The organism is Sinomicrobium halophytocola, from assembly GCF_052983395.1.
The window spans coordinates 1-24,149 of the sequence record NZ_JBRKIT010000048.1; the positions used below are offsets into that span (position 1 = coordinate 1).

Below are 24,149 nucleotides of genomic sequence, written 5' to 3' on the forward strand. Positions count from 1 at the left end.
GTGGTTCCTTTTTGGAAACAAAAATGCTTGACCACAGGACGTATTTTCCCCTTGAAGGAACTATCCTTTTAAGGCAAAAACCAATATTTTCAAAGAGCGACTGCCGCAGACCTCCTATATTTTCAAAGCTATATCCCCATATATTTTTAAGTGCCATTGCCTTGAATGATACACCCATTTAGCTGGTATGGCAATAAACCTGAAGATAAACTTTTTAATTCTAAAGGAAGGCAGGAGTCCCTTAACCTTTTTGGAAAACGCCTGGATGATATAATGGTAAAGGTTGCGACAAATTGCTGTTATTTGTAAGTAAACAAGATTCTGTTCCAGTATAGAGAACGGTAATTTCCCCCATCCAAAGTCATTTTTCAGCACATCGAACTCTTTTTCTATGGTTCCCCGTTGATTGTAGTCATACACGGTATCGTCCACTTTGCTTTCTTGATCGTTGGTGATGATCACCCAATAATTACAGGCTTCCCCCGTAAAAGCATTGATCTGCCCGGCTCTTCTTTTTTCCTTGGTGACGATAAACCTGTAGGGCCTTAGTTCTCCCTTTGATTTGGTATCCCTTGCCGCCCGTTCAAAAGGGACGTAAAATGTTTCTCCCCTGAAAGTGTCCTCCTTTTTTTATCCATTTGTTTCCATTGTTTTACCGAAGCTATAGTACTGGCCAAGCCTGCGGACATCCTAGCCTTGATGTAAAATTTGTCCGTATGTTTTTCAACGACCTTGATGATCTTGAAAGTGTACGAAGCGCTGTCTGCCCTAAACCTGTTTACTTTGATGCCCTTTCAAGCTGCCCAAACATACGCTCAAGGGTTTCTTCTTGCAATATGGCGGCGTTGCTCCTCCCATTTCGATTTTCCACATAGACTATTTTTGAGCCAACAAGCCCAACCCCGGGTATGTAACCAAGTTCTTTGTGGTAGGTACGTTCTGCATCCTGCTTTTTGGTAAAACAAACCGTGTTGTCATAGTCCAGGTCGACTTTGTTTTTGGACAAGCCAAATAACCTGTTCAATACCGAAAGGTTTAAATCCGACAGTTTTTCATGGATAGCAAAGTGGTGTTGGAATTGCCCTCTTGGTGTAGAAAAAAAGTTTCCTGGCATTGCCAGTTCCTTTAACCTGCCCAGAACCCTGTCCGGACTAGGAACTTTTAAAAAAGGGGATTGAGACAGGCTTGGCTTAAAATTTCCGGACAAATCTTCGGCGCAATCCCCACCACAAAAGAACACAGACCAATAACTGTATAAAATATCCCGCCAATCATAACAACTTTGGGAACCAAGACTTGGGAGCTGTTCGTTGAGCAATTGGCCCAAGCCTTGCCGGTTGTTTTTAATATCAACTTGCGGATTTAAGGTTGCAACGAGTGCCTGCCATACAAAGCGTTTGCAACGCACCTTAAAAAAGCAAAAGCATTCTGATAATGAAATTACTAAGGTAATGGGATATTCCAAGGGCGGGGAGCAATGGGTATTAGTTGTAAACCAGCGCCAAATGGCATACTTACAGTAACTTAAATTTAAGCCCGAACCCCAGGCCATAAGACTTATTGACCACGGAATTTAACCGGGTATATACTTTTTTACCACTTTCATAAAAGGTCTTATCCGTCCCGTTCCCTGTTTCTGCATGAGAGATATCGGCATTTAAGGTAATATATATATTTTCACATAGCGGATACGCTACAAACAATTGAGCGTTAACACCTTTTCCGGTAGCGCTGTGCTTAAAACTTACCGGGTGCGCGAGTTCTGACCTTAAATTCCAGTTGGCTTTTGCCGAATATTTTACGAGGTCGCCACTTACTTCCAGGGAAATCCTTGCCTTTCCGGCATTAAAAACAAATACGCCTCCGGCAGTACCTCCGTACCAATGCGGAGTGTAAGTGCTTTTAAGGACACTTCCTTTAATTAACGGTATTTCATTATCCAGCATAAAAACATGCTGGTATTTATTGGTAAATCCGAGGAACGGGAGAATACTTACTTTGGGATGTATATACACAAGATATTGTAGCCTGGCATCAAAAGAAAGCGAATATCCCCTGTCTGACCGTAAGTTTTCGTCAAAAGAAATGTCCTGCCTGTCATCCCGTCGATAATCCGTATCTGTAACCCTTCCCGTTGTGACGCCCATGTAAGACATATCCGCCTGGACGGAGAAACGCCTGGATATATTCTTTTGAATCATCAACCCAACCTGTGGTCCCTGTAACCTTTTCCAGATCAGTTCCGACAGGATATTGGGGTTCTGCCCATTGACATCCCCCGCTATGGACCAGCGCAGGTCTTCCTGCCTGTACTTTACATATGGATGTATGGATAATTTGTATTCCGGAAATTCCTGGGCAAGTACATCGTTGCAAGTAAACAGAAGGAAAAACAACAGGGTAACCGAAAAACACAGTCTCATACGCAAAATGATAATTTTCAAAAGCTCTTCCTTTTGAAGTCGGAAAATACAAAAATATCATGTGCGCAGTGCAAAGAGACTACACACATGATATAATGATGTATCCTGATAAAAGTTGATTAATTAGGATATAAATCGGCTATAAATTGCTTATCGGTGTTTGACAATACGGTATTCCAGCCCACTTCAAAATTGCCTATGGTCAGGGAATTATCTATGGCATAGTGCATAATGGACTGGGGGTCATATGCACTGAACTGTGTCTGTGAAGCGGAATAGGTGGCAAAGAGATTATTGTCTACCTGGGCCTGCGACCAGTAATTGGGCGCTCCTCCATAGTAGGCATATACTGCAGGCTTGTCCCACGGAATTTCAACTTCCGGGTGCTGGTGTTCATGGATCAAGCCAAGGGCATGCCCGAATTCGTGAATAGTAGTACGACTGAATTCCGATTCGGAAGTATTGTTGTCAAACCAACCGAAGTTCATAGTTTCCGAATTGGGTGAGATCAGGTTGGCATCGGTGCCTATGTAAGAATAAGAACCTTGCCCGGACATAAAGCTTACCCGTATATCCGCATTTCCGCTGGTTACAAACTCGAATGTAATATTAGCGTGATCAGACCATTCGTTGGCATACTGCATGACTTTATTCCTGACATACTGTGAACCGCCCAAAAATTTCACTCTCAACGTTTGGCCATTCTGCCAGACTTTAGAGCTAACGGCTGCCGCCCTGGGGGTCACGCCTTCAGGATAGACGTCTTTACACATCCGGATCGCGGCAAGTTCATCGGCGCTGAGTTCCCGGGTTTCCTGTTCGCTGTTCAGGTTGTCCGCTTCGTTCACATCCTCTTTTGAACAGGAGACGAAAATTAAAGATACCATCAGCATCCATACAAATACGTTTTGCATTTTCATGATAAAAAATAGATTTAGGTTAAAAAATAAAATTTGGTGAGGTAGATGTATTTAAGGTAAATCCTAACTCGGCAAACTGATTTAGAGGATTTATGTTAAGAATTACACTGTTGGGAAACAAATATACATATTTCTTAACAAAAACCTAACGAAATGCTAAAAATATGAATTTTAACATAAAAACATACATTTCCGAAGAAGCAATGCCGGATCCTTATGCCACCTCAAAGGTCACAAAGCCACGCGGGACGTTGAAGGGAATTAAAAGTATGCCCCGATAAATTTATACATTTGTCTTGACAGCATGCTACGGTTCTTATCCGGTAGCAGACATGATACGCTTTAGTTATGGCAGATATTATTTTTGAAACATCAGCCGGTCCCGTACAGGGATGGCGGGACGGCAATGTTATACGGGCAACAGGGATTCCTTATGCTTCGGCAGGACGTTATGAGAAACCACGGGAAACCCCGCTTCCGCAAGTCCCCTATCCTGCCACAAAATGGTCTCCCGCATGCCCGCAGAATCTTTCCCGGAAATCCGGGAACTTATTGGGCCGGGACATGCTGGAGCAGCTGACAATAGATGAAAACTGCCAGCACCTCTCCATAACGCTTCCGGATTCCGTACCGCCACCATCCGACCGGCCGGTAATGGTGTGGATATACGGTGGTTCCTATACCTCGGGGGCAGGAGATTCCCCGGTTTATAATCCTACCCTACTGGTGGAAGAAAATGATGTGGTCGTTGTAAATATCAATTACCGCCTGGGATTACTGGGCTTTCTGGGCGGATACAAAGATGTTCCGGCCAATCTGGGGTTGCTGGATATTATGGCCGCCTTACGCTGGATTAAAAAGCACATTGCGGCTTTTGGAGGAAACCCCGATAACATTACACTTTTCGGGCAGTCGGCAGGAGGTGATGCCATTGCTCATTTAATGCTTGCCGAAGGCACGGAGGGCCTGTTTCACCGGGTTATCATCCAAAGTGCCCCGCTGGGCATCCGGAGAGGAAAGGCTGCTATTGCCAGAAAAATGATAAAGAAGGTAGCCGTGCTGCTAAAAGATACGGATGCGGATACACTCCTGGCCCTGCAAAGCAAACTGATACTTTCCATGAAAGGTTTCGGAATAAAAGGTGGAATGCCTTTTGGTATTCAATACGGGTATCCGCCCATGCCCCCGGAAAAGGATACGGAAAAAATATGGCTAGAACGTGCCGGGCAGTGGGATGTGATGATCGGGTGGGCCGATCGTGAGACTTCCTTATTCGTTCCATTTGTAAAATCCTTACAGTCGCTTGCCCGTGTCCCTTTTATGGGAATACCCACCCTGGAATGGCTGATCCGCAAAACAACGGACCGGATATACCGCAATCCGGGAAAGGCCTTTGCCCGGCATATTGCCGGAGCAGGTGGTTCGGTTTATCAGTATCGTATAAGCTGGGGCGCCGAGAACAACAAAATAAAAGCCGCTCATATTGTAGATATTTCCCTTTTATTCGGCACCGAAGAGCTATGGAAAACTTCAGCCTTTCGCGAAGGAAAATCGCTTAAAGAACTACGGGAAGCCGGAAAGGAAGTCCGCGCCATATGGACTAAATTTGCCAGGACCGGAGTTTTAGATGCGAAAAGGCATATTCCCGGGTTGATAGCATATCACAGGGTAAAGCCCGATGAGCATTGAATATACACTCAGTCGGGGGTGCAATAAAGGATTAATAGAAAACCGTATAAAGATGCTTATTAAGCGTTAATAATTATACTATCTATATCATTCCCTCGCAATTTTGTACTTTTAAGCCTTAGTTTAACATCCGGTTTATGGCTATCCAAAAAGTAAATTAAGAAGATAAGTTTAGCCGGTTCCGGGATTACCGGAACCCCAGAGTTGTAGGTGAACTCAATGACCAACTGGTAAAGGTGGCCAGATTTAAAGATGAGTTTGTCAGAGATTTGAAAAATATTTAACCCCACTTCATAAACCACGACTCCCGAACTCCTATTCCACTCATTATGAAAATATTATTCTGTGAAAATTAAAGAAATACTACAAACAACAGATCATCGTACGTGGACAATGCCGACGGAAGAATGGAAATATTACCAGGAATGGAATGATGCCGTATTTCTGCATTGGCTGGTAGAGCCTGCCAAGCTGCGCAAATTTGTCCCGCCGGAACTGGAGATCGATCTGTATGATGGTAAAGCCTGGATATCGGTCGTAGCTTTTACCATGCAAAAGATAAGGCCCAGAAATCTTCCTCCCTTCCCTCCCGTTTCGGACTTCCACGAAATAAATATACGTACCTATGTAAAAAACAATAATAAAACGGGCGTATATTTCCTGAGTATAGAAGGCGGAACAGGGATTTCGTGCCGGGTAGCCAGGACCCTGTCCAAGCTGCCGTACCGATACTCCCGGATGAAACGGCAGGAATGTTATTACAATTCCGTAAATCACAAATTCGGGGATCGGTTGGATATACATTATAGCATAGGCGGGAAAATATCCCATAAAACAGGTCCGGACCATTGGCTTACGGAAAGGTACGCCCTGTTCCAGGACACCCGGACCGCTATAAACGAATTTGAGATACACCATATTCCATGGCCCGTATACACGATAGAACTCAAAAAAACAGAGGTACATTACCCCCGGTTTTCCATACTCCTGAAAGGCGCACCGCAACTTGCACATTATTCCCCCGGCGTGCAAGTCATTGCCTGGGATAAAGTAAAAACTCAAAGAGGATAATAGAGACTGGTCCATAAAAAGGTTTCAATGCCTCTCTCCCACCGGTTTTCTTAAATCATGTTATCCTTATTCCGCCGAAAAAAAGGAAAAACCAAAAAGTTCCGGCGCAAAGATCACAAACAATATAGCAAGGAGAATGCACCCGGCTGCCATACCGAGTAAAAAGCAGGTAGAACACCTGGTCCTCCATTCCTTTTCCGTAATCGTGGCATTCCGATTTACCAGAAATCTATTTAAATAATATTTAAGCATAACAATAAGGTTTAATCCATAAATACCAGCATGTCCGCAATTTAACGGGGCGATGAAGTGGCTGCTGCCATATCGGTAAACCCGGGGATGAGTTTCCGTCCGCATTCAGTATAATTCCCGAATAAAGTATCCTTTAGTAACACATAAAAACCCGGGACAAATCGTTTAAATACATTGCTAAGGTAATAAAATATGGTTTATACGCTATAATTAATCCCGATTATATGACGCACCTTGCGAAGGTGAGCAATATTAGAAACCAAGCATACCTGGAAGCATTCGGCAGGAATGTAAGAAGACTCCGAAAGGAGAAAGGCCTCTCTATGGAGAAGCTGGCACATGCTGCCGGGGTCGAATATTCCCAGGTCTTTAAAATTGAGCACGCCCAGACCAATGCCACTATTTCTACCGTCCACGCTATTGCCAAAGCGCTTAAAATAACAGAAAAGGAGTTGTTTGATTTTTCTTCATAATCCGAAATCTCAAGGTTTTCTCTCCCATCCCGGAATCCCGAGCCACATTTGTCCCGTTCTCCCCTGTTATATGACATTTTCATACCGTTCGTATTTGCAGTATTACCCGGAAATTTAAGCAAAACAAATAACTGTAAACCATTTCTTTTCAATCGTATTTAATTAATATCGAAACCAAAACCGGGAACAGCCCGGAAGATTTTATCCAACTGGCCACGGAAAAGGGGTTTGTGGATAATAAAACACTTAAACCGGACATTAAAAGCCGGACAAATCGTTCAATGGTTAAAAGACGATTACGATCTGGGACATGGCCATACTATAGCTGTTTATGCCTATTTAAAAGGGAAACGGAGTTAATGGGGCCGGAAATCCTGTGCTATCTGGATAGCTTTCCGATCTCCGCATAACACTACCCGTTCACCTGAACTTCCCCCGGTGTCATCGGGATGCCGAGGTAGTTGATTTAACGATCCGGACCTGTAAAAACAAGAAATCGATTTTTTAGCAGCTTCCTCAAATAATACACGATTTGTTGAAAAATAATTGTACATTTACTTCTCACTAATCAACCATTAAGATAGCGTGAATACCCAGATCAGTTTTCCGGTTTATGCCACCCTGGCGTGCTGGTTTTTATTTTCAGTCACCTGGCTATGGCAGAGCAATAAGACCAAGGAAAATGTCAATCCCCGCACCACCTCACAGAAGATTTCGGCTTTTATGGGGTTCGTTATTGTTTTTCTTGCCTTATACCTGCCCCTTTTCACCACCAGAGGCGTAGGGAAAATTGTTATCCCCCCCTATAATGGTATACAGTTCACAGGACTTGTATTATCTGTTGGTGGTATTTTTATATCCATATGGTCCCGCCTGCTCCTGGGATGGAACTGGAGTGGCGGCGTATCCGCAAAAAAAGAACACGAACTCATCGTTACAGGTCCGTACCGGTTTGTCCGGCACCCCATCTATACCGGATTTATCTCGGGGCTTATAGGAACCTGCCTGGTTATGGGAAGCCTTTCCGGAATTATTATCACCGTTCTCTACACTATGGGTCTGTTTAAAAAAATAAGCAAAGAAGAAAAATTATTGAGCGATATCTTTGGAAATTCCTATGCAGACTACCAGAAACGTACCTATAAGTTAATACCGTTTATTTGGTAATTAGTCCATAAGAACAGTGCCACATCATTTTTTTTCGGATAAATATCCTCCCGCATTTTGATTTTTAAAGAATTTGTATTTATTGAACTCATCCTGACTTTTGTGATTGAAGTGAAAAATAGAGGTTTTTATTTCAGATGCAGGCTTTTTTGCTCCCGATAATTATCGGGAGCATAGCCATAGCTACGGAGCAAGAAAAAGGCGAAATCTGGAGTAAAAAGATCATTTTGTAGCCAATTAGAAAAGTCAAGATGAGTTCATTATCTTTATAGGGAAAAGAACCGGGCCACTCATAAAAGACTGTCCCGATCTCCGCGGGTAATACTATATAACTATATTATTTCCGCTTCCTTTTCGTTATCCTTTTACGATTCGGCAGGAACAGCTATTTATGGTTCTCCCCAAATCACAGAACAAAACAACAATGAAGATACATATTGAAGAAGTCAACGGCATACCTGTTGCCGAACTTATATCCGATAAAACGGAGATCACCAATGCTCAGGACGCTCTGGATATCATGATGAACAGTATTTACCAGGGTTCCGAACGTATTATCATACTAAAAAAGCACCTGGTCCCGGAATTTTTTGAACTGAAAACGGGAATAGCAGGAGACATACTTCAAAAATTTTCCAATTACAATGCCCGCCTGGCTATCGTCGGCGATTTTAAGCATGTTACGAGCAAAAGCCTGAAGGATTTTATCCGTGAAAGCAATAAGATGGGACGAATAAATTTTGTAAATACACCGGAAGAAGCCAGGGAAGTTTTTTCCCGGTAAAGTTATAATCACCCGTCTGTATTTTAATTTAAGACGAATACTATGAAGCCAAAAATCATACAATTAAAAGAAACCAAACTCATCGGCAAAAAAGTAAAGATGTCCTTTACGGAGAACAAGACCGGGGAACTGTGGCGTGATTTCATGCCGAAAAGAAGAGAAATAAAAAACAATGTAGGCACCGGATTATATTCCGTAGAAGTATATAGCGACGCCAGCTTTTTCGAAAAATTCGATCCCGATAATTTTTTTAAAAAATGGGCTGCCGTAGAGGTAAGCGATCATCTCATTGTTCCCAAAGAAATGGAAAAACTGATTATTCCGGACGGATTGTATGCCGTATTCCCGTTCAAAGGCAAAGGTAGTGAATCTTCAGATGTGTATAAATATATTTACGGTACGTGGATACCGGATTCCAGATACATATTGGACAACCGTCCCCACTTTGCACTAATGGGAGCAAAATACAAAACCGAACACCCGGATTCGGAAGAAGAACTATGGATTCCGGTAAAAGGGAACTAGAGTATATGGATGGTTTTCGGCAAACGGAAAAGTCCGTTTAGCCAAGGATACGCGAATAATTTTAAAATAACCATTAATACATTCGTGTATCCGTGGCTAAAATTTATAAAAAAATACAGCACAAAAAAACATACATGGAAAAAAACAGAAAACCTGCCAAGCGCAAAACGGCTATAAGCATCATTGTTTTTATCTGCGCCTTTGCCATAGCTTTTGCTATTGCGTTTTACGCATCCAAACAATATTTCAGTAAAGACCAGGAGTCCGAATTACAACAGACTGTGGATGAAATGAACCGGAAAACCCCGATGAAAGTGGATGAGATCACCCGGCTGGACAGTGTTGCAGCCAGGGGCAATTCCGACATTCTCTACTATTACACCCTCCCCGAGACGGAGATAACCGAAATTAACGCCGACACTATAAACAAATACGTGCGCCCGGTAATTATTGATAATGCCAAAAGCAATCCGGGCCTGGAGATCTTCCGTAAAAAGAAAATCACCATGAATTACCTTTATTACGATAAAAACGGGGAATTTATTGAGGAAGTAGCCGTAAGTCCCGAAATGTATCAATAGAAATAGGCGTTTACTGCGCACCATACCAAACAGATATTATGAAATTTATTGAAAATAACTCGCTGACCGACAGCCAAAAATCAGATATCCTGGCACTCTGGAACCGGGAATACCCTAAAGACCTGTCCTTACCCGATGTACAAAGTTTTGAGAAATACCTGGCAGGTCTTGAGGACAGGCATCATTTATTACTCCAGGACGAAAAAGAGCAGGTAAAAGGCTGGTTAATTTATTTTGTCCGGGAAAACGAACGTTGTTTTGCCATGTTACTGGACCCAAGTGAACAGGGCAAGGGACTCGGCTCGCGTTTACTCAGTTTGGCAAAAGAACGGAATACGGAACTTCACGGTTGGGTTATTGATAACAGTGAAGAACTAAAGGAAAACGGCCAAAAATACAGGTCGCCCATCCCCTTTTACGAAAAGAACGGTTTTGAGATATTACGGGAAGTTTCTTCTTCAAAAAACAATATAAACGGGATAAAAGTTCGTTGGAAAGCACCTGCCAGCGCCTCAAACATTAACTGATAAAAAGACATGACATGGGAAAATTAATATTAGACCTTGCTGTAACATTAGACGGTTATATAGAAGGTCCGGAAGGAGAGATCGACTGGCTGGTCAAAGATGAGAATACCGATTTCGGGGATATTCTCTTCGAGATCCTGGAAGGTGTGGATACCATTTTCTATGGTAGAAAAAGTTATGAAGCATGGGGAAATTATGAACCGGGAGAACACGCGGGCACCAAACTGAAAGAAGCCTATAAATTATTAAACGGCAAAACGAAAATCGTATTCTCATCCACCATAAAGGGGGATAATACAAACGCCATTTTCATCGACTCGGACATCAAAGAAAAAGTACAACAAATAAAACAGGAGACTCCGGGGAATATATGGGTCTACGGGGGTGGCGGACTGATCACTTCTTTGGCTAACCTGGGATTGATAGACCAATACAGGCTCGCCGTTCATCCGGTGATCCTCGGTAAAGGGAAACCGCTTTTCAAGGATATCAAAGAGCGAATAGGCCTGCAACTAAAAGCTACCAGAAGTTCTTCCTCCGGAGTGGTTTTACTTACTTATAACACGGAAATACAGGGATAAAAACATGTTGTATACTGTAGTTATATGTATATTTGGTCCTGCTTATTGAAAAAGTTTGTCTCCATGAGTATTGCATTTGAAGAATTACGGGAAGAGCATCTTCCGGAAGTAAAAAAGATATATGACTGGTACATAGCCAATTCCAAAGCAACTTTTCATACGGAGCCGGTGGAGATCCCGGAACTTAAGGAATTCATATACCTCGGGCACTCCCGCTATACTTCCTGTCTTATCTGTATGGACAGTGAAATTGCCGGATACTGTTTTCTGACACCTTATAAGAAACGACAGGCCTATGACCGCACCGCCGAAATTACCATTTACCTGAAACCGGAGATGGGCAAAAAAGGTATTGGCAAAATTGCCCTGGATTACCTGGAGAAAAGAGCCGTTAATAACGGGTTTAAGAACCTACTGGGAATTATTACAGGGGATAACCACGGTAGTATTGCCCTTTTCACCAAATGTGGTTATACGCAATGTGCCCGTTTCCGTAACGTGGGAGAAAAATTCGGGGAGATACTAGATGTAGTGGCTTACCAGAAAGAAATTTAAAATTATCTACTCTTCATCATCATCCTTGACCACGATCATTGTGGCCTTACCTCCTGTATTCAGCAGCCATTCGTTGGCAGACAGAAGTTCTCCTTTATCGTCATAAACCCGTAATTCTGCCGTGTTAGGACCGGAAGTTCCCTGGTTCAACGCCTGGAATTCTATTTTGTTAAATCCCTTATGAAGCGGAATATCAATCCCCTTGAAGCCACCTTCCAGGATAAGATCATAGACCACAATACTGTCATTGAGGTATATACGCACCCGGTCACCATCCACATATTCGTGGTCCCGGCAGGCAAGCCTTACAAAACCGGAATTGGTTTTAAAATCTCCGAGGTATCCTGTGGTCTTATAATTACCGCCACGGTTCTCCCCTTCTCCTGATTTGCGGTTCAGGCGTTTCTCGTATTGGGTACCGTTATTGAGAAACTGCTCTTTTTGCATAAAATTCTCATTTTCGGTTGTAGAAAGGTCAAAAGATGAAGTATTGGAACTATTGCTATTGGTCATTGGAGACGGCATAAAATCCGGAGAATTGAAAATGGAACTGTTATTGTCCGAAGTACTGCTTTTGGGCAATATATTATTCTCCGCCTTTATGGGGATAGATTTACGCGGTAGTTCTCCCTGAGCATAAAAGCTGGTAGAAAACCCCATAGCCATAAATAATAGTACAATGTATCTCATACCCCGGTAATAACAAATTTTATGCCTAACTGCACGAAAACGAACCTCCCGGATTACTTTTCAGACATATCCCGTGTAAAGCACTCGTATTCAACCTCAAAAATAAGTAAACATTACTATAAAACGATCCTCTTGGATGTTAAAATAAAAGGGCTATTTCTTAATTTTAATCCGAAACAATCCCAGATACCTTTAAAAACAGGTAAGTTGTTTATAAAATAGTTAACAACTAAGAAAGACACCGGCTGTCTCCCCCTGTTTTATGAATTATCTTTAAGAAAACTTCTATTATGGACAACAGAACAAAGGATTTGCTCCGTATCCGTCCGGAAATTCCAAACGCATTGGTTTATGAAGAAATGAGTAGTGACGAACGCTTTCAGAACGCCACTATCCGACCGGTGATAAAGTTACAAAGGGAGCTGTTGGTAGAAGCTTTCCGCAACTACGCCAACAAGCATAAGGGAATGTTTTACACCCTGAGCCTGGAAAAGCGGCTGGTATACATTGAGAATGCCATCCACAAAGACATCAAATTCCGGAATTCACTCAAAGGGATGATCATCGGTCAGTTTACGGTAGAAGAATACCTGACATACATCGAAAATTCTTCGGCCCTGAACAAACGTATGATGAACATGGTTATAGAAACCATTAAAGACCGCGTGCAATTACTGGAAGTGGGCATGGCCGTGTAAAAAAATTACAGCCATTTCTTCTTTTTGAAATACAGGAGCATTCCTATGAATATAAGGAACATTATCCCCATAAGGATAAAATAGCTGTATTTGCCGTGGAGTTCGGGCATATTGTCAAAATTCATCCCGTATATCCCCGCAATAAAAGTAAGAGGAATGAATATAGTGGCTATGACCGTCAATACTTTCATCACATTGTTCATTTTGTTGCTGATGGTCCCCATGTACATTTCCATAAGGCTGAGGATCATTTCGCGGTACACTTCTACGTATTCGACAACCTGGATAGTGTGATCGTACAGGTCGCGGTAATAATTGCGTGTGTGCTCCTGAATGAGACCGAAATCGGTTTTTTCAACACGGTTAATAATCTCTCTCGCCGGAAATACCGAACGTTTAATACGCAATATCTCCTTTTTCAGATTGAGTATATCTTTTGAAATATCTACATCAGTCTCTTCGAAAAGAACGTCTTCCAGGTCCTCTATTTTGTCACCGAGGGTTTCTATAACCAGAAAATAGTGATCTACAACGGCATCGAGGAGTATAAAAAGCAGGTAATCGGACTTTTCACCGCGTACACGCCCCCCGTTTTCCTCTATTCGTTTTCTTATATCATCAAAAACATCTGTTTTGGATTCCTGGAAAGTAACCACGTAACCTTTACCCATAAGCAGGCTGAGGTGTTCGGTTACCAGGCGTTTTTCCTCATAGTATATCATTTTAAAAACTACAAACAGGTAGTCTTCGAATTCGTCTATCTTCGGCCTCTGGAAAGTATCCACGATATCCTCCATGACAAGAGGATGCCACTTGTAGTATTTACCCAGCACTTCAATAGCTTCTACACTATGCAGTCCGTTTAGATTTATCCAGGTTGTGTTCTCTTCTTCTGCATACCGGAATACTTCTTCCACATCGTTATATACCGTGCGGGTATATGTCTCTTTGGAATAATCTATGACCTCAATATAGAATTCCTGTTCGGACTTATTCCCCGTATATGTCAGGGTCCCGGGAACGGAACCGAGTCCTTTTCTGCGTTTCTTTCGTGGCCGTGTTTTTTTCTTCATAAACCGGTCTCGTTGAATAAATTCGGTTTCATTATTCGCCTTTCGTAGCGGTAAAGGTCATAAGCTCAGTCTTCCCCGAAAGCAATTGCAACAATTCGTCTTTCACCTTAAAATGATCTGCTTTGTCCAACGCAGCCAGAAATTCACTTTCCTTATTCACACCCATACAGGCCATTTTGGTAGACGCCAATTTATCGAGGCTTATTCCGTTTTCTTCCACCAGGGAAAACCCTCCCATAAGCCGGTTGCATCCGGAAAATCCGGAAACACGCATTTCTTCTTTGTTAAATTCCAGGTATGGCATACCATTGCCAAAATTTGTGGAATCTACTTTTTTGCTTTCAAAAGAATCGAGCATCCATCTACCGGAAGCCAATGCGGTTAAGGGGTCTGTTTTAGTGGTATTGCACGATGCCATGATTGCAGATACAAATAGTATCATACCAAGTATACGGGCTGTATTTTTCATAACGACAGAGTTTATGTTATCCCTTAAAGGTAATAAAAAACACTTATTTTCTATGTCGTTCCCTCAGAATTTTCTCCACGTCGGCTAAAGTGTATCCTTTCGCCTGGAGAAGGATCAGGTAATGAAAAAGCAGATCAGCACTCTCGTTAAGAAACAGGTCGTCATTCTCATCTTTCGCCTCAATAACCACTTCTACGGCCTCTTCCCCCACCTTTTGCGCCACCTTGTTTATCCCTTTGGCAAACAGGGAAGACACATAACTGCCGGAGTTGGCATTTTCTTTTCTGTCCGCAATAACTTCTTCCAACACAGAAAGAAAACCGAAATGTGGCTTATTTTCCTCTTTCCAGCAGGTATCTGTACCCGTATGACATGTCGGCCCTTGTGGCCGGGCACGGACAAGCAACGTATCCTTATCACAATCTGCTTTAATATCTTCCAGGTACAGAAAATTACCGCTCTCCTCCCCTTTGGTCCACAGGCGCTGTTTGCTCCTGCTGTAAAAGGTAACCTTCCCGGTTTCTACTGTTGTTTTATAGGCTTCTTCGTTCATATACCCAAGCATAAGTACGGTTTTTGTCTCTTTATCCTGGATAATGGCAGGGACCAGCCCGTTATCTTTGTCAAAATCTATTTCCATCCTGTTTTGTTTTCTGTAGTTTAAATTAAATTAGAGGAAATTAAAATCAAAGCCGTACGGCAATATCCTGTTTTTGCAGGAATTGTTTCAGGTCTTTGATCTCCATTTCCTTAAAGTGAAATACACTGGCAGCCAAGGCAGCATCTGCCTTCCCCAGGGTAAACGCATCAGCAAAATGCTGCATGTTTCCTGCCCCTCCGGAAGCGATAACAGGTATATTTACCATCCCGGATATTTCTGCCAGGGTATCATTGGCAAAACCGTTTTTAGTACCGTCATGGTCCATAGAAGTAAATAAAATTTCTCCGGCCCCACGCTGTTCGACCTCTTTTATCCAATCATAAAGTCTGATCTCCGTAGGAACTTTTCCACCTACCAGGTGTACCAGCCACTCGCCAGCTACTTTTTTAGCGTCTACCGCTACTACCACACACTGGCTCCCGAACCTGCCGGCCAGACGGTCTATGAGTTCCGGGTCCTTCACCGCGGAGGAGTTAACGGAAACTTTATCTGCCCCGTTATGCAACAATACCCCGACATCTTCTACCGATGCGATACCACCGCCTACGGTAAAAGGGATGTCTACTTTTTCAGCTACACGCCTTACCAGTTCGGCCAGGGTTTTACGTTTTTCTTCGGTAGCCGAAATATCAAGGAATACCAGTTCGTCCGCACCTTCCCTGGCATATATTTCCGCGAGTTCCACCGGGTCCCCTGCATCCCGGAGATCCAGGAAATTGATTCCTTTCACTGTCCTGCCGTTCTTAATATCCAGGCAGGGTATAATTCGTTTGGTCAACATAATCTGATGTTCTTCTTTGTTTCCGGTAATTGGTGTCCCGGGGTTATTGTGCAATAATGTATTGCTCCAGTTCTTTTAAGCTGATGTTTCCTTCATATATGGCCTTACCGATAATGGTCCCTTCACAACCGAGCTCTTCCAATCGGGGTAATTCCTCAAAAGCCGATATCCCCCCGGAAGCAATAAGCTTCACTCCTTTAATATCTTTCAACATTTTGGCATAGAGGTCAAATGCCGGCCCTTTGAGCATACCGTCTTTGCTTATGTCAGTGCATATCACATATTTAACACCTTCTTTTTTATATTCTTGCACAAAAGGAGTTAAATCTATACTTGAATTTTCCTGCCAACCACTTATAGCGATTTTTTCCCCGGTTTCTCCCGGCAGGACATCAGCACCGAGGATAATTTTTTCCGGGCCGTACTGCTTCAGCCACCCCAAAAAAATCTCCCGGTCTTTCACTGCGATACTTCCCCCGGTTACCTGTCGCGCGCCGCTTTCGAAAACTATACGCAAATCTTTATCGGATTTAAGGCCACCACCGAAATCGATCTTTAACCCGGTTTGGGAAGCTATCTGTTCCAGTATCTTATAATTGACAATGTGACTGCTCTTTGCCCCGTCCAGGTCCACCAGGTGGAGGTACTCTATGCCGTGGGCTTCAAATTCTTTAGCTACTTCCAGCGGGTTTTCGTTGTATATTTTACGGGTGCTGTAGTCGCCTTTGGAAAGACGTACACATTTGCCTTCTATAATATCTATGGCAGGGATGATTCTCATATTTGTTTTAATTAATTTATTCTAATCCCGTATTTAAAAAATACGACGTAGAGATACACGGCCGTGTATCTCTACAAGGTTATATTTTTAAAAAATTTCCCAATATCCTGGCACCTGCGGCGCTGCTCTTTTCCGGGTGGAACTGTACGCCGTAGAAATTGTTTTTATGTAATGCCGATGCGTATTCTACTTCATAGTCTGTCAGCGCTATGGTTTCTTCGCATCGGGGTGCGTAATAACTGTGAACGAGATACATAAATTCGTTATCCTTAACTCCATCAAACAAAGGGGTTTTTAATCCGTGTACCTGGTTCCAGCCTATCTGCGGTACTTTTACCCCATCGGAAAACCGGATAATATCCACATCAAAAATACCCAGTCCTTTTGTATTACCTTCTTCAGAAGACGCGCACATCAACTGCATGCCCAGGCAAATCCCCAGCACGGGCTGTTTTAATTCCGGGATAATCCTGTCTATTCCCGTGGCCCGTAGTTTTTGCATAGCGCTACCGGCCTCTCCCACTCCCGGGAATATGACTTTATCGGCATTGCGGATGGTTTCCGCATCATCGGTAAGGACCGCTTCATATCCCAGTCGTTCTATAGCAAACCGGATGCTTTGAATGTTACCCGCTCCGTAATCTATAATTACTATTTTCATAAGTACGAGGTTAGAAGTCAGGGGTACGAAATATGTTTAAAGTCCGGCAATAACGCATAACTTCAACTTCGCACTTCTGACTTCGTATTTCTAATTTCAGATCATTCCTTTTGTGGTAGGCAATACCATTTTTTCCACATCGCGTTTTACGGCCATTTTTATGGCTTTTGCAAAAGCTTTGAAGATGGCCTCGATCTTGTGGTGTTCATTAGTTCCTTCTGCTTTAACATTCAGATTGGCCCCTGCCCCATCGGTAAAGGATTTAAAGAAATGATAAAACATTTCAGTAGGCATCTTCCCTATCATTTCGCGTTTAAATTCGGTTTCCCATACCAGCCAGTTTCTCCCTCCGAAGTCTATGGCTACCTGCGCAAGACAATCGTCCATAGGCAGGCAAAAACCGTAGCGTTCTATTCCCAGTTTGTTTCCCAGTGCTTTCCTGAATACTTCTCCGAGGGCAATGGCCGTGTCTTCTATGGTGTGGTGCTCATCTACTTCCAGATCACCTTTTACTTTAATTTCCAGGTCCATCTGTCCGTGGCGGGCCAGTTGGTCGAGCATATGGTCAAAAAAGGCGATCCCGGTGTATATGTCGCTTTTCCCGGTACCGTCCAGGTTAAGGGTAATGGCTATATCCGTTTCGTTGGTTTTTCTTGCAACGGAAGCCCTGCGGCTCTGTAGTTTCAGGAATTCATAAATATCCTTCCAATCTGAGGTTTCCAGCGCAATACAGGCCTTTATCTCTTCCTGCCCCAGCGTGACTTCCCCGGTGCCGAGATCAGTTTCATTATTTATAAATATACCTTGGCTTCCCAGGTTCTTAGCCAATTCAATATCTGTAAGGCGGTCTCCTATTACATAAGAATTTCCGAGGTCATAATCTTCAGAGAAATATTTGGTGAGCAATCCGGTTTTAGGTTTCCGGTTGGGTGAATTTTCATGGGGAAAAGTCCTGTCTATATAAATCGCGTCAAAAACGATACCTTCGTTCTCCAGGCTTTTCAGAATAAAATCCTGCACAGGCCAGAACGTATCTTCAGGAAAAGCATCGGTACCCAGACCATCCTGGTTGGTTACCATAACGAGTTCAAATCCAAGTTCTTTCGCTATCCTGGAAAGCCATGTAAACATTCCCGGGTAGAATTCCAGTTTTTCGAAAGCATCTATCTGTTCGTCTTCCGGCTCACGTATCAGGGTACCGTCCCTGTCTATAAATAGTACTTTTTGCATATTACTTTTTTGTTTTATATCCGTTATTTTAGCACATGACAAAATCCAATCCGGATGAATTTCTTTGTATTTTTCGAGGCTGGTATAAATGTTCTCTACAATTCATGCAACACCTGTACCAGTCTTTTATTTTCTTCGCGGGTACCTACGGTAAAACGCAGGCAGTTTTCACAAAGCGGCTGCGTGGTACGATTTCTGGACACTATACCTCTTGCTATCAATTGTCCGTATCTCTTACCGGCATCATCTACTTTAGCCAGGATAAAATTGGCATCGGAAGGGTATACTTCAAATACAAATTCTATCTCTAGTAATTCTTTAAATAATAGCATCTTTTGTTCCTTTATTTCAATCACTTCCGATTTCAAAGTATCGGGTTCCAGTAATCGTTTCAGCGCACGTCTCTGTGTAAGTTCGTTTACGTTATACGGTGGTTTTATTTTATTGAGTACGGCAATAATTTCTTCGGAAGCATAGCATATACCGAGACGTATCCCGGCCATACCATACGCCTTGGATAGCGTTTGAGTAATGATAAGATTGGGATAAATGGAAAGTCCGGACAACCAGCTTGCCTTATCGGAAAAATCAATATAAGCCTCATCGATAACTACCAATCCGTCGAAATCTTCCAGCAATTTTTCAACGATCTCTTTTGAAAACGAATTCCCCGTAGGGTTATTCGGAGAGCACAGGAACAATATTTTGGTGTTTTCATCGGCTTTTTCCAGGATCTCCGAAACTATCGGCTGAAAATCACCGGATAAAAACACTTCCCTGTTCTCCACATTGTTTATATCCGCCAACACTTTATACATACCATATGTGGGCGGTAAGGTTATAATATTATCTGCGCCAGGTTCACAGAACGCCCTGTAAAGCAGGTCCAGGACTTCATCACTGCCGTTCCCGAGCAGAATGTTTGCCGTGCGTACATTCTTTTGTTGTGCCAGGACTTCTTTTACTTTGCGTTGCTGCGGATCGGGGTAACGGTTTACATCCGTTTCGTTGGGGTTTTCGTTGGCATCGATAAAAACCATCTCCGCATCAAAATCCTCAAACTCATCCCTTGCCGAAGAATACGGCTTCAGCTTCGCCACATTGGGGCGTACCAGTTTGTCTATCCGGAATGTCGTCATTTTCATATTATGTGTTTTTCAGGCTGTTAAGACGCAGGGTAACCGCATTTTTGTGTGCCTGTAATCCTTCTGCTTCTGCCATTATTTCTATGGCTTTCCCTATATTTTGTATTCCCGTTTCGGATATCTTCTGAAAAGTCACGGATTTGGTGAAGCTATCCAGGTTTACCCCGCTGTAATTACGCGCATAACCGTTGGTAGGCAGCGTATGGTTGGTTCCGGAAGCATAATCGCCGGCACTCTCCGGGGTGTAGTTCCCGATAAATACGGAACCGGCATTGATAATACCATCTACATAAAATGCTTCGTCCCGCGAGCAGATAATCAGGTGTTCCGGTCCGTATGCATTGATAAGGTCCAGGGCCTCGTTTTTATCCTCCACATAAATCAGCCTGGAATTATGTATAGCAGCTTCTGCTATGGTCTTTCTCGGTAGTTCCTCGATCTGCGAAGCGATCTCTCCTTCAACGTCATCTATAAAATCCCCGGAAGTGGAAACGAGTATCACCTGGCTGTCCGCACCGTGTTCCGCCTGTGACAGCAGGTCCGAAGCTACAAAAGAAGCATCCGCGCTATCGTCTGCCACAATGAGCAGTTCCGAAGGACCGGCAGGCATATCAATAGCTACGCCGTGCTGTGTGGCCAATTGCTTGGCTACGGTAACATACTGGTTTCCCGGGCCGAAAATTTTGTACACCCGGGGAATGCTCTCTGTTCCGAAGGTCATTCCCGCAATGGCCTGGATCCCTCCTATTTTAAGTATTTTGGTTACTCCACAAAGTTTTGCTGTATACAGGATGGCCGGGTTTATCTTTCCCTGCTTGTCCGGTGGTGAACAGAGCACAATTTCGCCACAACCTGCAATACCTGCGGGAACGGCCAGCATAAGAACAGTAGAAAATAGCGGTGCCGTACCTCCGGGTATATACAATCCTATTTTCTGTATGGCCTTTTTTTCCTGCCAGCATTCGATACCTTCGGTTGTGGTTACCGACACCCTTCCGGTCTTCTGAGCGCGATGAAATTTTTCTATATTAGTCCTGGCAAGAAGAATAGCTTCTTTTAATTCGTCCGAAACCAGGCCTTCCGCCTCTTCCATCTCCGCATCTGTTACGGCTGTCTGTTTTAAGGTTACCCCGTCAAAAAGAGAGGTGTATTTAGATACCGCACGGTCTCCTTTACCCTGGATTTCCTTAAATATTTCTTTTACCATAGCTTCTATATCCCCTATGGTCTGTGTGGGCCTTTTTAAGAGTTCCGGCCATTCTTCCCTGGCGGGACCGTATATCTTGTTCATATGCCTGTTATTTTGTATTGCTTGGTTATCTGTAATTTTAAATCCATTTTTTCTGAAAGTGATATCCTATGATCCGGTACCCGGAATTGATCCAGAATTTCACTCCTTTGTCATTGCTTACATAACAATTCAGTTCCGAGGCCTCACATCCTATGGATTTGCCATATTCCGTGATCCAGTCCATCATCATTTTTCCGATACCACTCCCCCGGTAATCGGGGTGTATGACCACATTGTCCGGTTCTATGTGTTTGCCTACATAATACTTGGTCAATATCCAGAGGCCGGAAACACCGATCAGTTTCCCCTTATCATAAACGCCGAGACATTGGTAACCCTGGTTAACCATATCCTCAAGTCGTTCTTCCAGGGTTTTTACCGGAATTTCCGTATTCAATTGCCTTAACAACGGGATAATCGTAAAAATATCCTGTCCGGGTATAAGTTCCAATTGAAAGGTACGCTCTTTCATTCGTTTTTAGTTAAAGTACCATTTTTTCTATCGGGCATACCAATATGCCTTCCGCACCTACTGCTTTCAGTTCATCAATAACATCCCAGAATTTATTCTTATCGATCACCGAATGCAAACTACTCCATCCCTCCTCTGCCAGCGGCATTACCGTAGGGCTCTTAAGCACGGGAAGGATATTACCCACCGCTTCTATTTTGTCATTCGGAACGTTCATCAGGATATACCTTGAATTCCTGGCCTTCAATACCGATTGTATACGGAAACACAATTTGTCGAGAATAACACTGTTTTCTTTGGTGATAGCAGGAGATATCGCAAGCACGGCTTCACTTTTCAGGATGACCTCTACTTCCTTCAGGTTGTTTTTAAACAGGGTGCTCCCGCTGGAAACGATGTCTACAATAGCGTCGGCCAGACCGATATTAGGTGCTATTTCCACCGAACCGGAGATTTGGTGAAGATCGGCACGGATACCTTTGGAAGCCAGGAACCCGTTTACCGTATTCGGATAAGAAGTAGCGATCTGCATGCCGTCCAGGTCTTTTACAGACGTGTATTCGAAAGTCTTGGGAACAGCCAGAGAAACCCGGCATTTGGAAAAGCCCAGTTTTTCCACAACAGCTATCCCTTCCCCTTTTTCTACCAGCAGGTTGTCCCCTACAATAGCTACATCCACTACCCCGTCTTTGAGGTACTGCGGGATATCAGAATTTCTGAGAAATAGGACTTCCAGGGGAAAATCGGAGGCTTCGGCCTTCAACTGGTCGTTACCATTGTTTATGGAAATACCACAATCTTTAAGGATCTTAAGTGAATCTTCATTAAGACGGCCGCTCTTTTGAATGGCAATTTTTAGTTTGTTCATTTTTGCTCTTGGTTTGCCCGGTCCGGGATGCGTTTACATTTTTCTTTACTCTGGGTTATGAAAATAAAAAAAGCCCGTTTGATACACTCAAACGGGCTTAATATTGGTTAAAGAATTACATGCATACCATTATCACCTCGCCTGAGTGCAAGTGTAAAAATGATGATGATGTAAAACTATAGGATTCATTTCTTCTTTTGTTGATGCAAATTTAAATGAAAAATTATTCAGATCAACAAAAATAATCTCAAAATTTTATAACATTCCACCCGGATATTGTAATAAAAAGATCGCAATCCGTCATACATCCCCGGATTTGGTATTGCCTCTTTTGTGAGAATTTTATATTTTTAACAAAAATTAAGACATCCCGGAGTAAGGTGAACCCGGTTTTTGTTCAATGAATGCCAACATTTTATGGAGATTAATGTGCGTTCAATAGAAGATGCCCTGGATTGGTCCGAAGATTTATCCGGTATGGGCCATAACGGAGAGTTAAGTTTTATTATTAATGTCGGACAGGACAGTCCATCGTTATTGGATGATAAACCTTTTACCGACAATGAAATGATCCCCCAAAACCTGATCGACCCGCCGGACACTTACCGGATGGATGCCATGGGGAGGATACGTCATGCAGACAACAAAACACACTACGATAAGAGCGGAGAGGTTGTTCATAAACTCATCTCCGATAAGACCGGAAAGTCCATACTGGTAAAACAGAGTATCCTGGAGAATATGACCAAATGTACGTTTGTAGCCAATAAAGAAGAAGTCAGATCGGGTAAAAGAGAAAAGATAAAAAATTTGACGCTGCTCACCATAGAAGATGAAGGCGCCGCCCTGGCATTCTTTAAATTTATGGCGGATAACGGTGATGTGGAGCAGGCATTGCAGGCCTTTTCGGATAGTTCGGGATCCGAAACCTTTTATATTTATTCTAATTACGACTTAGGTAGTGTACAAATGGACACTGATTTTTTTGATATGATAGATGGTTTTTCTCCCTGGTATAAAATTCACAGCCATCCCTTTGATGATAATGACCCATGGGATGAATTTCCTTCCGGATATGGTCCTACAGGAATTAGTGGTGACAGAGGCTACAGAGAACGTTTTATTAGAAACTATGGTTATCAAAAACACTATATGTACCATAATGGCGAACATTCCCTAACAGAATATTCGAATGACAGACATGGTTTTGTCAAAAAAAACAATATCACCCTTATAAAGCTTAAAACTCTAAATCTGAGAAAGGGATTTGGTGCAAAATAATACTATGATGAAGAACAGTTTGATTCTTTTAATTTCTCTGCTGACTTTTCTTTCCTGTGCGGAAAAAAATAATCAAGAAATCGTCCTAAGCAAGAAAGTCAAGGCAGAATTGGATGAGTTTATACTATTAATCAATAGGCATGAATTAAAAGAATTCTCTGCTATAGGTCTTTTTTTTAGTAAATATAAAGGGGAAAAAAGGCTCAGTATTTCATTGAACAATCTGAATGATTGTTCCTATTTTGAAGGAGTATTTTATTATAAGAAAGAGCCTATATTTATCTATTTTGAAAAAGAGGATTCTTTAACGGAAAAGGATGTCAAACCTGCTATTCAAATAAAGAATAGAGAAAAGTTAAAAGAAAATTGTTTAGAATTCACAAGACACTCCCCCTTATCTGAAAGTGATTTCGACCCTCCTATATGGGCTTATGAAATAGATGGAGATGAAATAAAACTCGTTCACGAATCTAAATTGAGACGGCAACCAAAATAAATCA

30 protein-coding genes and 1 pseudogene are annotated in these 24,149 nt (G+C 42.7%); 15 read left to right on the forward strand and 16 right to left on the reverse strand.

The window, feature by feature from the left end:
* Nucleotides 1-182: hypothetical protein (locus ACVBDY_RS20925; RefSeq protein WP_447177423.1), on the forward strand; the 182-nt coding region annotated here is incomplete at its 5' end.
* Here the strand turns inward: ACVBDY_RS20925 and ACVBDY_RS20930 are convergent.
* The 4 genes and pseudogenes from ACVBDY_RS20930 to ACVBDY_RS20945 form a co-directional block, all read right to left on the reverse strand.
* Nucleotides 115-540, reverse strand: a pseudogene (locus ACVBDY_RS20930) (transposase); the annotation flags it as partial. The gene ACVBDY_RS20925 and the pseudogene ACVBDY_RS20930 sit on opposite strands and share 68 nt — an antisense overlap.
* 238 nt (nt 541-778) lie before the next feature.
* Nucleotides 779-1,465 (reverse strand): hypothetical protein, encoded by a 687-nt coding sequence (locus ACVBDY_RS20935; protein ID WP_447177424.1) that lies wholly within the window; start codon nt 1,463-1,465, stop codon nt 779-781.
* Between the two features lie 49 nt (nt 1,466-1,514).
* Entirely contained in the window at nt 1,515-2,444 is a 930-nt protein-coding gene (locus tag ACVBDY_RS20940) for a hypothetical protein (protein WP_447177425.1), read from the reverse strand.
* A gap of 98 nt (nt 2,445-2,542) precedes the next feature.
* A complete protein-coding gene (locus ACVBDY_RS20945; protein WP_447177426.1) occupies nt 2,543-3,343 on the reverse strand; it encodes a M12 family metallopeptidase in 801 nt (266 codons plus the stop codon).
* Nucleotides 3,344-3,691: 348 nt separating this feature from the next.
* On the opposite strand from ACVBDY_RS20945, the gene ACVBDY_RS20950 reads away from it, so the two are divergent.
* The 11 genes from ACVBDY_RS20950 to ACVBDY_RS21000 all read left to right on the forward strand — a co-directional run bounded on the left by ACVBDY_RS20950 (nt 3,692) and on the right by ACVBDY_RS21000 (nt 11,548).
* Nucleotides 3,692-5,032, forward strand: a complete 1,341-nt coding sequence (locus ACVBDY_RS20950) for a carboxylesterase family protein (protein ID WP_447177427.1) — start codon at nt 3,692-3,694, stop codon at nt 5,030-5,032.
* Nucleotides 5,033-5,377: 345 nt separating this feature from the next.
* A complete protein-coding gene (locus ACVBDY_RS20955; protein WP_447177428.1) occupies nt 5,378-6,103 on the forward strand; it encodes a YqjF family protein in 726 nt (241 codons plus the stop codon).
* 476 nt (nt 6,104-6,579) lie between these two features.
* Nucleotides 6,580-6,828, forward strand: a complete 249-nt coding sequence (gene relB, locus ACVBDY_RS20960) for a type II toxin-antitoxin system RelB family anti-toxin (RefSeq protein ID WP_447177429.1) — start codon at nt 6,580-6,582, stop codon at nt 6,826-6,828.
* Nucleotides 6,829-7,056: 228 nt separating this feature from the next.
* Nucleotides 7,057-7,188: a DUF4287 domain-containing protein gene (locus ACVBDY_RS20965; RefSeq protein ID WP_447177430.1), complete on the forward strand. Its 132-nt coding sequence runs from the start codon at nt 7,057-7,059 to the stop codon at nt 7,186-7,188.
* A gap of 225 nt (nt 7,189-7,413) precedes the next feature.
* Complete coding sequence (locus tag ACVBDY_RS20970) at nt 7,414-7,995, forward strand: methyltransferase family protein (RefSeq protein ID WP_447177431.1); 582 nt, start codon at nt 7,414-7,416, stop codon at nt 7,993-7,995.
* 424 nt (nt 7,996-8,419) lie between these two features.
* A complete protein-coding gene (locus tag ACVBDY_RS20975) occupies nt 8,420-8,779 on the forward strand; it encodes a DUF4180 domain-containing protein (RefSeq protein WP_447177432.1) in 360 nt (119 codons plus the stop codon).
* A gap of 42 nt (nt 8,780-8,821) precedes the next feature.
* Complete coding sequence (locus ACVBDY_RS20980; RefSeq protein ID WP_447177433.1) at nt 8,822-9,304, forward strand: GyrI-like domain-containing protein; 483 nt, start codon at nt 8,822-8,824, stop codon at nt 9,302-9,304.
* 134 nt (nt 9,305-9,438) lie between these two features.
* The gene (locus tag ACVBDY_RS20985; RefSeq protein WP_447177434.1) at nt 9,439-9,885 is read left to right on the forward strand and encodes a DUF8479 domain-containing protein; all 447 of its coding nucleotides are present in this window, start codon (nt 9,439-9,441) and stop codon (nt 9,883-9,885) included.
* Between the two features lie 38 nt (nt 9,886-9,923).
* Nucleotides 9,924-10,412 carry a GNAT family N-acetyltransferase gene (locus ACVBDY_RS20990; protein ID WP_447177435.1) on the forward strand — a complete coding sequence of 163 codons (489 nt, stop codon included), beginning with the start codon at nt 9,924-9,926 and terminating at the stop codon, nt 10,410-10,412.
* A 14-nt stretch (nt 10,413-10,426) separates the two neighbouring features.
* Nucleotides 10,427-10,993, forward strand: coding sequence for a dihydrofolate reductase family protein (locus tag ACVBDY_RS20995; protein ID WP_447177436.1), 567 nt, complete (start codon nt 10,427-10,429; stop codon nt 10,991-10,993).
* 63 nt (nt 10,994-11,056) lie between these two features.
* Entirely contained in the window at nt 11,057-11,548 is a 492-nt protein-coding gene (locus ACVBDY_RS21000) for a GNAT family N-acetyltransferase (protein WP_447177437.1), read from the forward strand.
* A gap of 6 nt (nt 11,549-11,554) precedes the next feature.
* Here the strand turns inward: ACVBDY_RS21000 and ACVBDY_RS21005 are convergent, their stop codons facing one another.
* Entirely contained in the window at nt 11,555-12,238 is a 684-nt protein-coding gene (locus ACVBDY_RS21005) for a hypothetical protein (protein ID WP_447177438.1), read from the reverse strand.
* A gap of 290 nt (nt 12,239-12,528) precedes the next feature.
* Between ACVBDY_RS21005 and ACVBDY_RS21010 the strand changes: the two genes are divergently transcribed.
* On the forward strand, nt 12,529-12,936 hold the full coding sequence (locus tag ACVBDY_RS21010) for a glyoxalase (protein WP_447177439.1): 408 nt from the start codon (nt 12,529-12,531) through the stop codon (nt 12,934-12,936).
* A 5-nt stretch (nt 12,937-12,941) separates the two neighbouring features.
* Here the strand turns inward: ACVBDY_RS21010 and corA are convergent, their stop codons facing one another.
* From corA to hisG, 11 genes are all read right to left on the reverse strand, one after another.
* Nucleotides 12,942-14,009, reverse strand: coding sequence for a magnesium/cobalt transporter CorA (gene corA, locus ACVBDY_RS21015; RefSeq protein ID WP_447177440.1), 1,068 nt, complete (start codon nt 14,007-14,009; stop codon nt 12,942-12,944).
* Nucleotides 14,010-14,040: 31 nt separating this feature from the next.
* Nucleotides 14,041-14,478, reverse strand: a complete 438-nt coding sequence (locus tag ACVBDY_RS21020) for an META domain-containing protein (protein WP_447177441.1) — start codon at nt 14,476-14,478, stop codon at nt 14,041-14,043.
* Nucleotides 14,479-14,521: 43 nt separating this feature from the next.
* Nucleotides 14,522-15,118, reverse strand: coding sequence for a bifunctional phosphoribosyl-AMP cyclohydrolase/phosphoribosyl-ATP diphosphatase HisIE (hisIE, locus tag ACVBDY_RS21025; protein WP_447177442.1), 597 nt, complete (start codon nt 15,116-15,118; stop codon nt 14,522-14,524).
* A gap of 46 nt (nt 15,119-15,164) precedes the next feature.
* Nucleotides 15,165-15,920, reverse strand: a complete 756-nt coding sequence (gene hisF / locus ACVBDY_RS21030) for an imidazole glycerol phosphate synthase subunit HisF (RefSeq protein ID WP_447177443.1) — start codon at nt 15,918-15,920, stop codon at nt 15,165-15,167.
* A 43-nt stretch (nt 15,921-15,963) separates the two neighbouring features.
* Nucleotides 15,964-16,701: a 1-(5-phosphoribosyl)-5-[(5-phosphoribosylamino)methylideneamino]imidazole-4-carboxamide isomerase gene (gene hisA / locus ACVBDY_RS21035; protein ID WP_447177444.1), complete on the reverse strand. Its 738-nt coding sequence runs from the start codon at nt 16,699-16,701 to the stop codon at nt 15,964-15,966.
* Between the two features lie 79 nt (nt 16,702-16,780).
* A complete protein-coding gene (gene hisH, locus ACVBDY_RS21040; RefSeq protein ID WP_447177445.1) occupies nt 16,781-17,362 on the reverse strand; it encodes an imidazole glycerol phosphate synthase subunit HisH in 582 nt (193 codons plus the stop codon).
* A 96-nt stretch (nt 17,363-17,458) separates the two neighbouring features.
* Nucleotides 17,459-18,592, reverse strand: coding sequence for a bifunctional histidinol-phosphatase/imidazoleglycerol-phosphate dehydratase HisB (gene hisB / locus ACVBDY_RS21045; protein ID WP_447177446.1), 1,134 nt, complete (start codon nt 18,590-18,592; stop codon nt 17,459-17,461).
* Between the two features lie 95 nt (nt 18,593-18,687).
* Nucleotides 18,688-19,731: a histidinol-phosphate transaminase gene (gene hisC / locus ACVBDY_RS21050; protein WP_447177627.1), complete on the reverse strand. Its 1,044-nt coding sequence runs from the start codon at nt 19,729-19,731 to the stop codon at nt 18,688-18,690.
* A 7-nt stretch (nt 19,732-19,738) separates the two neighbouring features.
* The gene (gene hisD, locus ACVBDY_RS21055; protein ID WP_447177447.1) at nt 19,739-21,028 is read right to left on the reverse strand and encodes a histidinol dehydrogenase; all 1,290 of its coding nucleotides are present in this window, start codon (nt 21,026-21,028) and stop codon (nt 19,739-19,741) included.
* A gap of 37 nt (nt 21,029-21,065) precedes the next feature.
* Nucleotides 21,066-21,500: a GNAT family N-acetyltransferase gene (locus ACVBDY_RS21060; RefSeq protein ID WP_447177448.1), complete on the reverse strand. Its 435-nt coding sequence runs from the start codon at nt 21,498-21,500 to the stop codon at nt 21,066-21,068.
* A 10-nt stretch (nt 21,501-21,510) separates the two neighbouring features.
* Nucleotides 21,511-22,368, reverse strand: a complete 858-nt coding sequence (gene hisG, locus ACVBDY_RS21065; protein ID WP_447177449.1) for an ATP phosphoribosyltransferase — start codon at nt 22,366-22,368, stop codon at nt 21,511-21,513.
* A 417-nt stretch (nt 22,369-22,785) separates the two neighbouring features.
* On the opposite strand from hisG, the gene ACVBDY_RS21070 reads away from it, so the two are divergent.
* Both ACVBDY_RS21070 and ACVBDY_RS21075 read left to right on the forward strand, forming a co-directional pair.
* Nucleotides 22,786-23,649 carry a JAB-like toxin 1 domain-containing protein gene (locus ACVBDY_RS21070; protein ID WP_447177450.1) on the forward strand — a complete coding sequence of 288 codons (864 nt, stop codon included), beginning with the start codon at nt 22,786-22,788 and terminating at the stop codon, nt 23,647-23,649.
* A gap of 4 nt (nt 23,650-23,653) precedes the next feature.
* The gene (locus tag ACVBDY_RS21075) at nt 23,654-24,145 is read left to right on the forward strand and encodes a hypothetical protein (protein WP_447177451.1); all 492 of its coding nucleotides are present in this window, start codon (nt 23,654-23,656) and stop codon (nt 24,143-24,145) included.
* The last annotated feature ends 4 nt before the right edge of the window (nt 24,146-24,149 follow it).

Excerpts from the sequence above, each read along its gene's own strand:
- ACVBDY_RS20945 (WP_447177426.1), bottom strand. The coding sequence starts at position 3,343 with ATGAAAATGCAAAACGTATTTGTATGGATGCTGATGGTATCTTTAATT.
- ACVBDY_RS20950 (WP_447177427.1), top strand. The coding sequence starts at position 3,692 with ATGGCAGATATTATTTTTGAAACATCAGCCGGTCCCGTACAGGGATGG.
- relB (WP_447177429.1), top strand. The coding sequence starts at position 6,580 with ATGACGCACCTTGCGAAGGTGAGCAATATTAGAAACCAAGCATACCTG.
- ACVBDY_RS20975 (WP_447177432.1), top strand. The coding sequence starts at position 8,420 with ATGAAGATACATATTGAAGAAGTCAACGGCATACCTGTTGCCGAACTT.
- ACVBDY_RS20980 (WP_447177433.1), top strand. The coding sequence starts at position 8,822 with ATGAAGCCAAAAATCATACAATTAAAAGAAACCAAACTCATCGGCAAA.
- ACVBDY_RS20985 (WP_447177434.1), top strand. The coding sequence starts at position 9,439 with ATGGAAAAAAACAGAAAACCTGCCAAGCGCAAAACGGCTATAAGCATC.
- ACVBDY_RS20990 (WP_447177435.1), top strand. The coding sequence starts at position 9,924 with ATGAAATTTATTGAAAATAACTCGCTGACCGACAGCCAAAAATCAGAT.
- ACVBDY_RS20995 (WP_447177436.1), top strand. The coding sequence starts at position 10,427 with ATGGGAAAATTAATATTAGACCTTGCTGTAACATTAGACGGTTATATA.
- ACVBDY_RS21000 (WP_447177437.1), top strand. The coding sequence starts at position 11,057 with ATGAGTATTGCATTTGAAGAATTACGGGAAGAGCATCTTCCGGAAGTA.
- ACVBDY_RS21005 (WP_447177438.1), bottom strand. The coding sequence starts at position 12,238 with ATGAGATACATTGTACTATTATTTATGGCTATGGGGTTTTCTACCAGC.
- ACVBDY_RS21010 (WP_447177439.1), top strand. The coding sequence starts at position 12,529 with ATGGACAACAGAACAAAGGATTTGCTCCGTATCCGTCCGGAAATTCCA.
- corA (WP_447177440.1), bottom strand. The coding sequence starts at position 14,009 with ATGAAGAAAAAAACACGGCCACGAAAGAAACGCAGAAAAGGACTCGGT.
- ACVBDY_RS21020 (WP_447177441.1), bottom strand. The coding sequence starts at position 14,478 with ATGAAAAATACAGCCCGTATACTTGGTATGATACTATTTGTATCTGCA.
- hisIE (WP_447177442.1), bottom strand. The coding sequence starts at position 15,118 with ATGGAAATAGATTTTGACAAAGATAACGGGCTGGTCCCTGCCATTATC.
- hisF (WP_447177443.1), bottom strand. The coding sequence starts at position 15,920 with ATGTTGACCAAACGAATTATACCCTGCCTGGATATTAAGAACGGCAGG.
- hisA (WP_447177444.1), bottom strand. The coding sequence starts at position 16,701 with ATGAGAATCATCCCTGCCATAGATATTATAGAAGGCAAATGTGTACGT.
- hisH (WP_447177445.1), bottom strand. The coding sequence starts at position 17,362 with ATGAAAATAGTAATTATAGATTACGGAGCGGGTAACATTCAAAGCATC.
- hisB (WP_447177446.1), bottom strand. The coding sequence starts at position 18,592 with ATGCAAAAAGTACTATTTATAGACAGGGACGGTACCCTGATACGTGAG.
- hisC (WP_447177627.1), bottom strand. The coding sequence starts at position 19,731 with ATGACGACATTCCGGATAGACAAACTGGTACGCCCCAATGTGGCGAAG.
- hisD (WP_447177447.1), bottom strand. The coding sequence starts at position 21,028 with ATGAACAAGATATACGGTCCCGCCAGGGAAGAATGGCCGGAACTCTTA.
- ACVBDY_RS21060 (WP_447177448.1), bottom strand. The coding sequence starts at position 21,500 with ATGAAAGAGCGTACCTTTCAATTGGAACTTATACCCGGACAGGATATT.
- hisG (WP_447177449.1), bottom strand. The coding sequence starts at position 22,368 with ATGAACAAACTAAAAATTGCCATTCAAAAGAGCGGCCGTCTTAATGAA.
- ACVBDY_RS21070 (WP_447177450.1), top strand. The coding sequence starts at position 22,786 with ATGGAGATTAATGTGCGTTCAATAGAAGATGCCCTGGATTGGTCCGAA.
- ACVBDY_RS21075 (WP_447177451.1), top strand. The coding sequence starts at position 23,654 with ATGATGAAGAACAGTTTGATTCTTTTAATTTCTCTGCTGACTTTTCTT.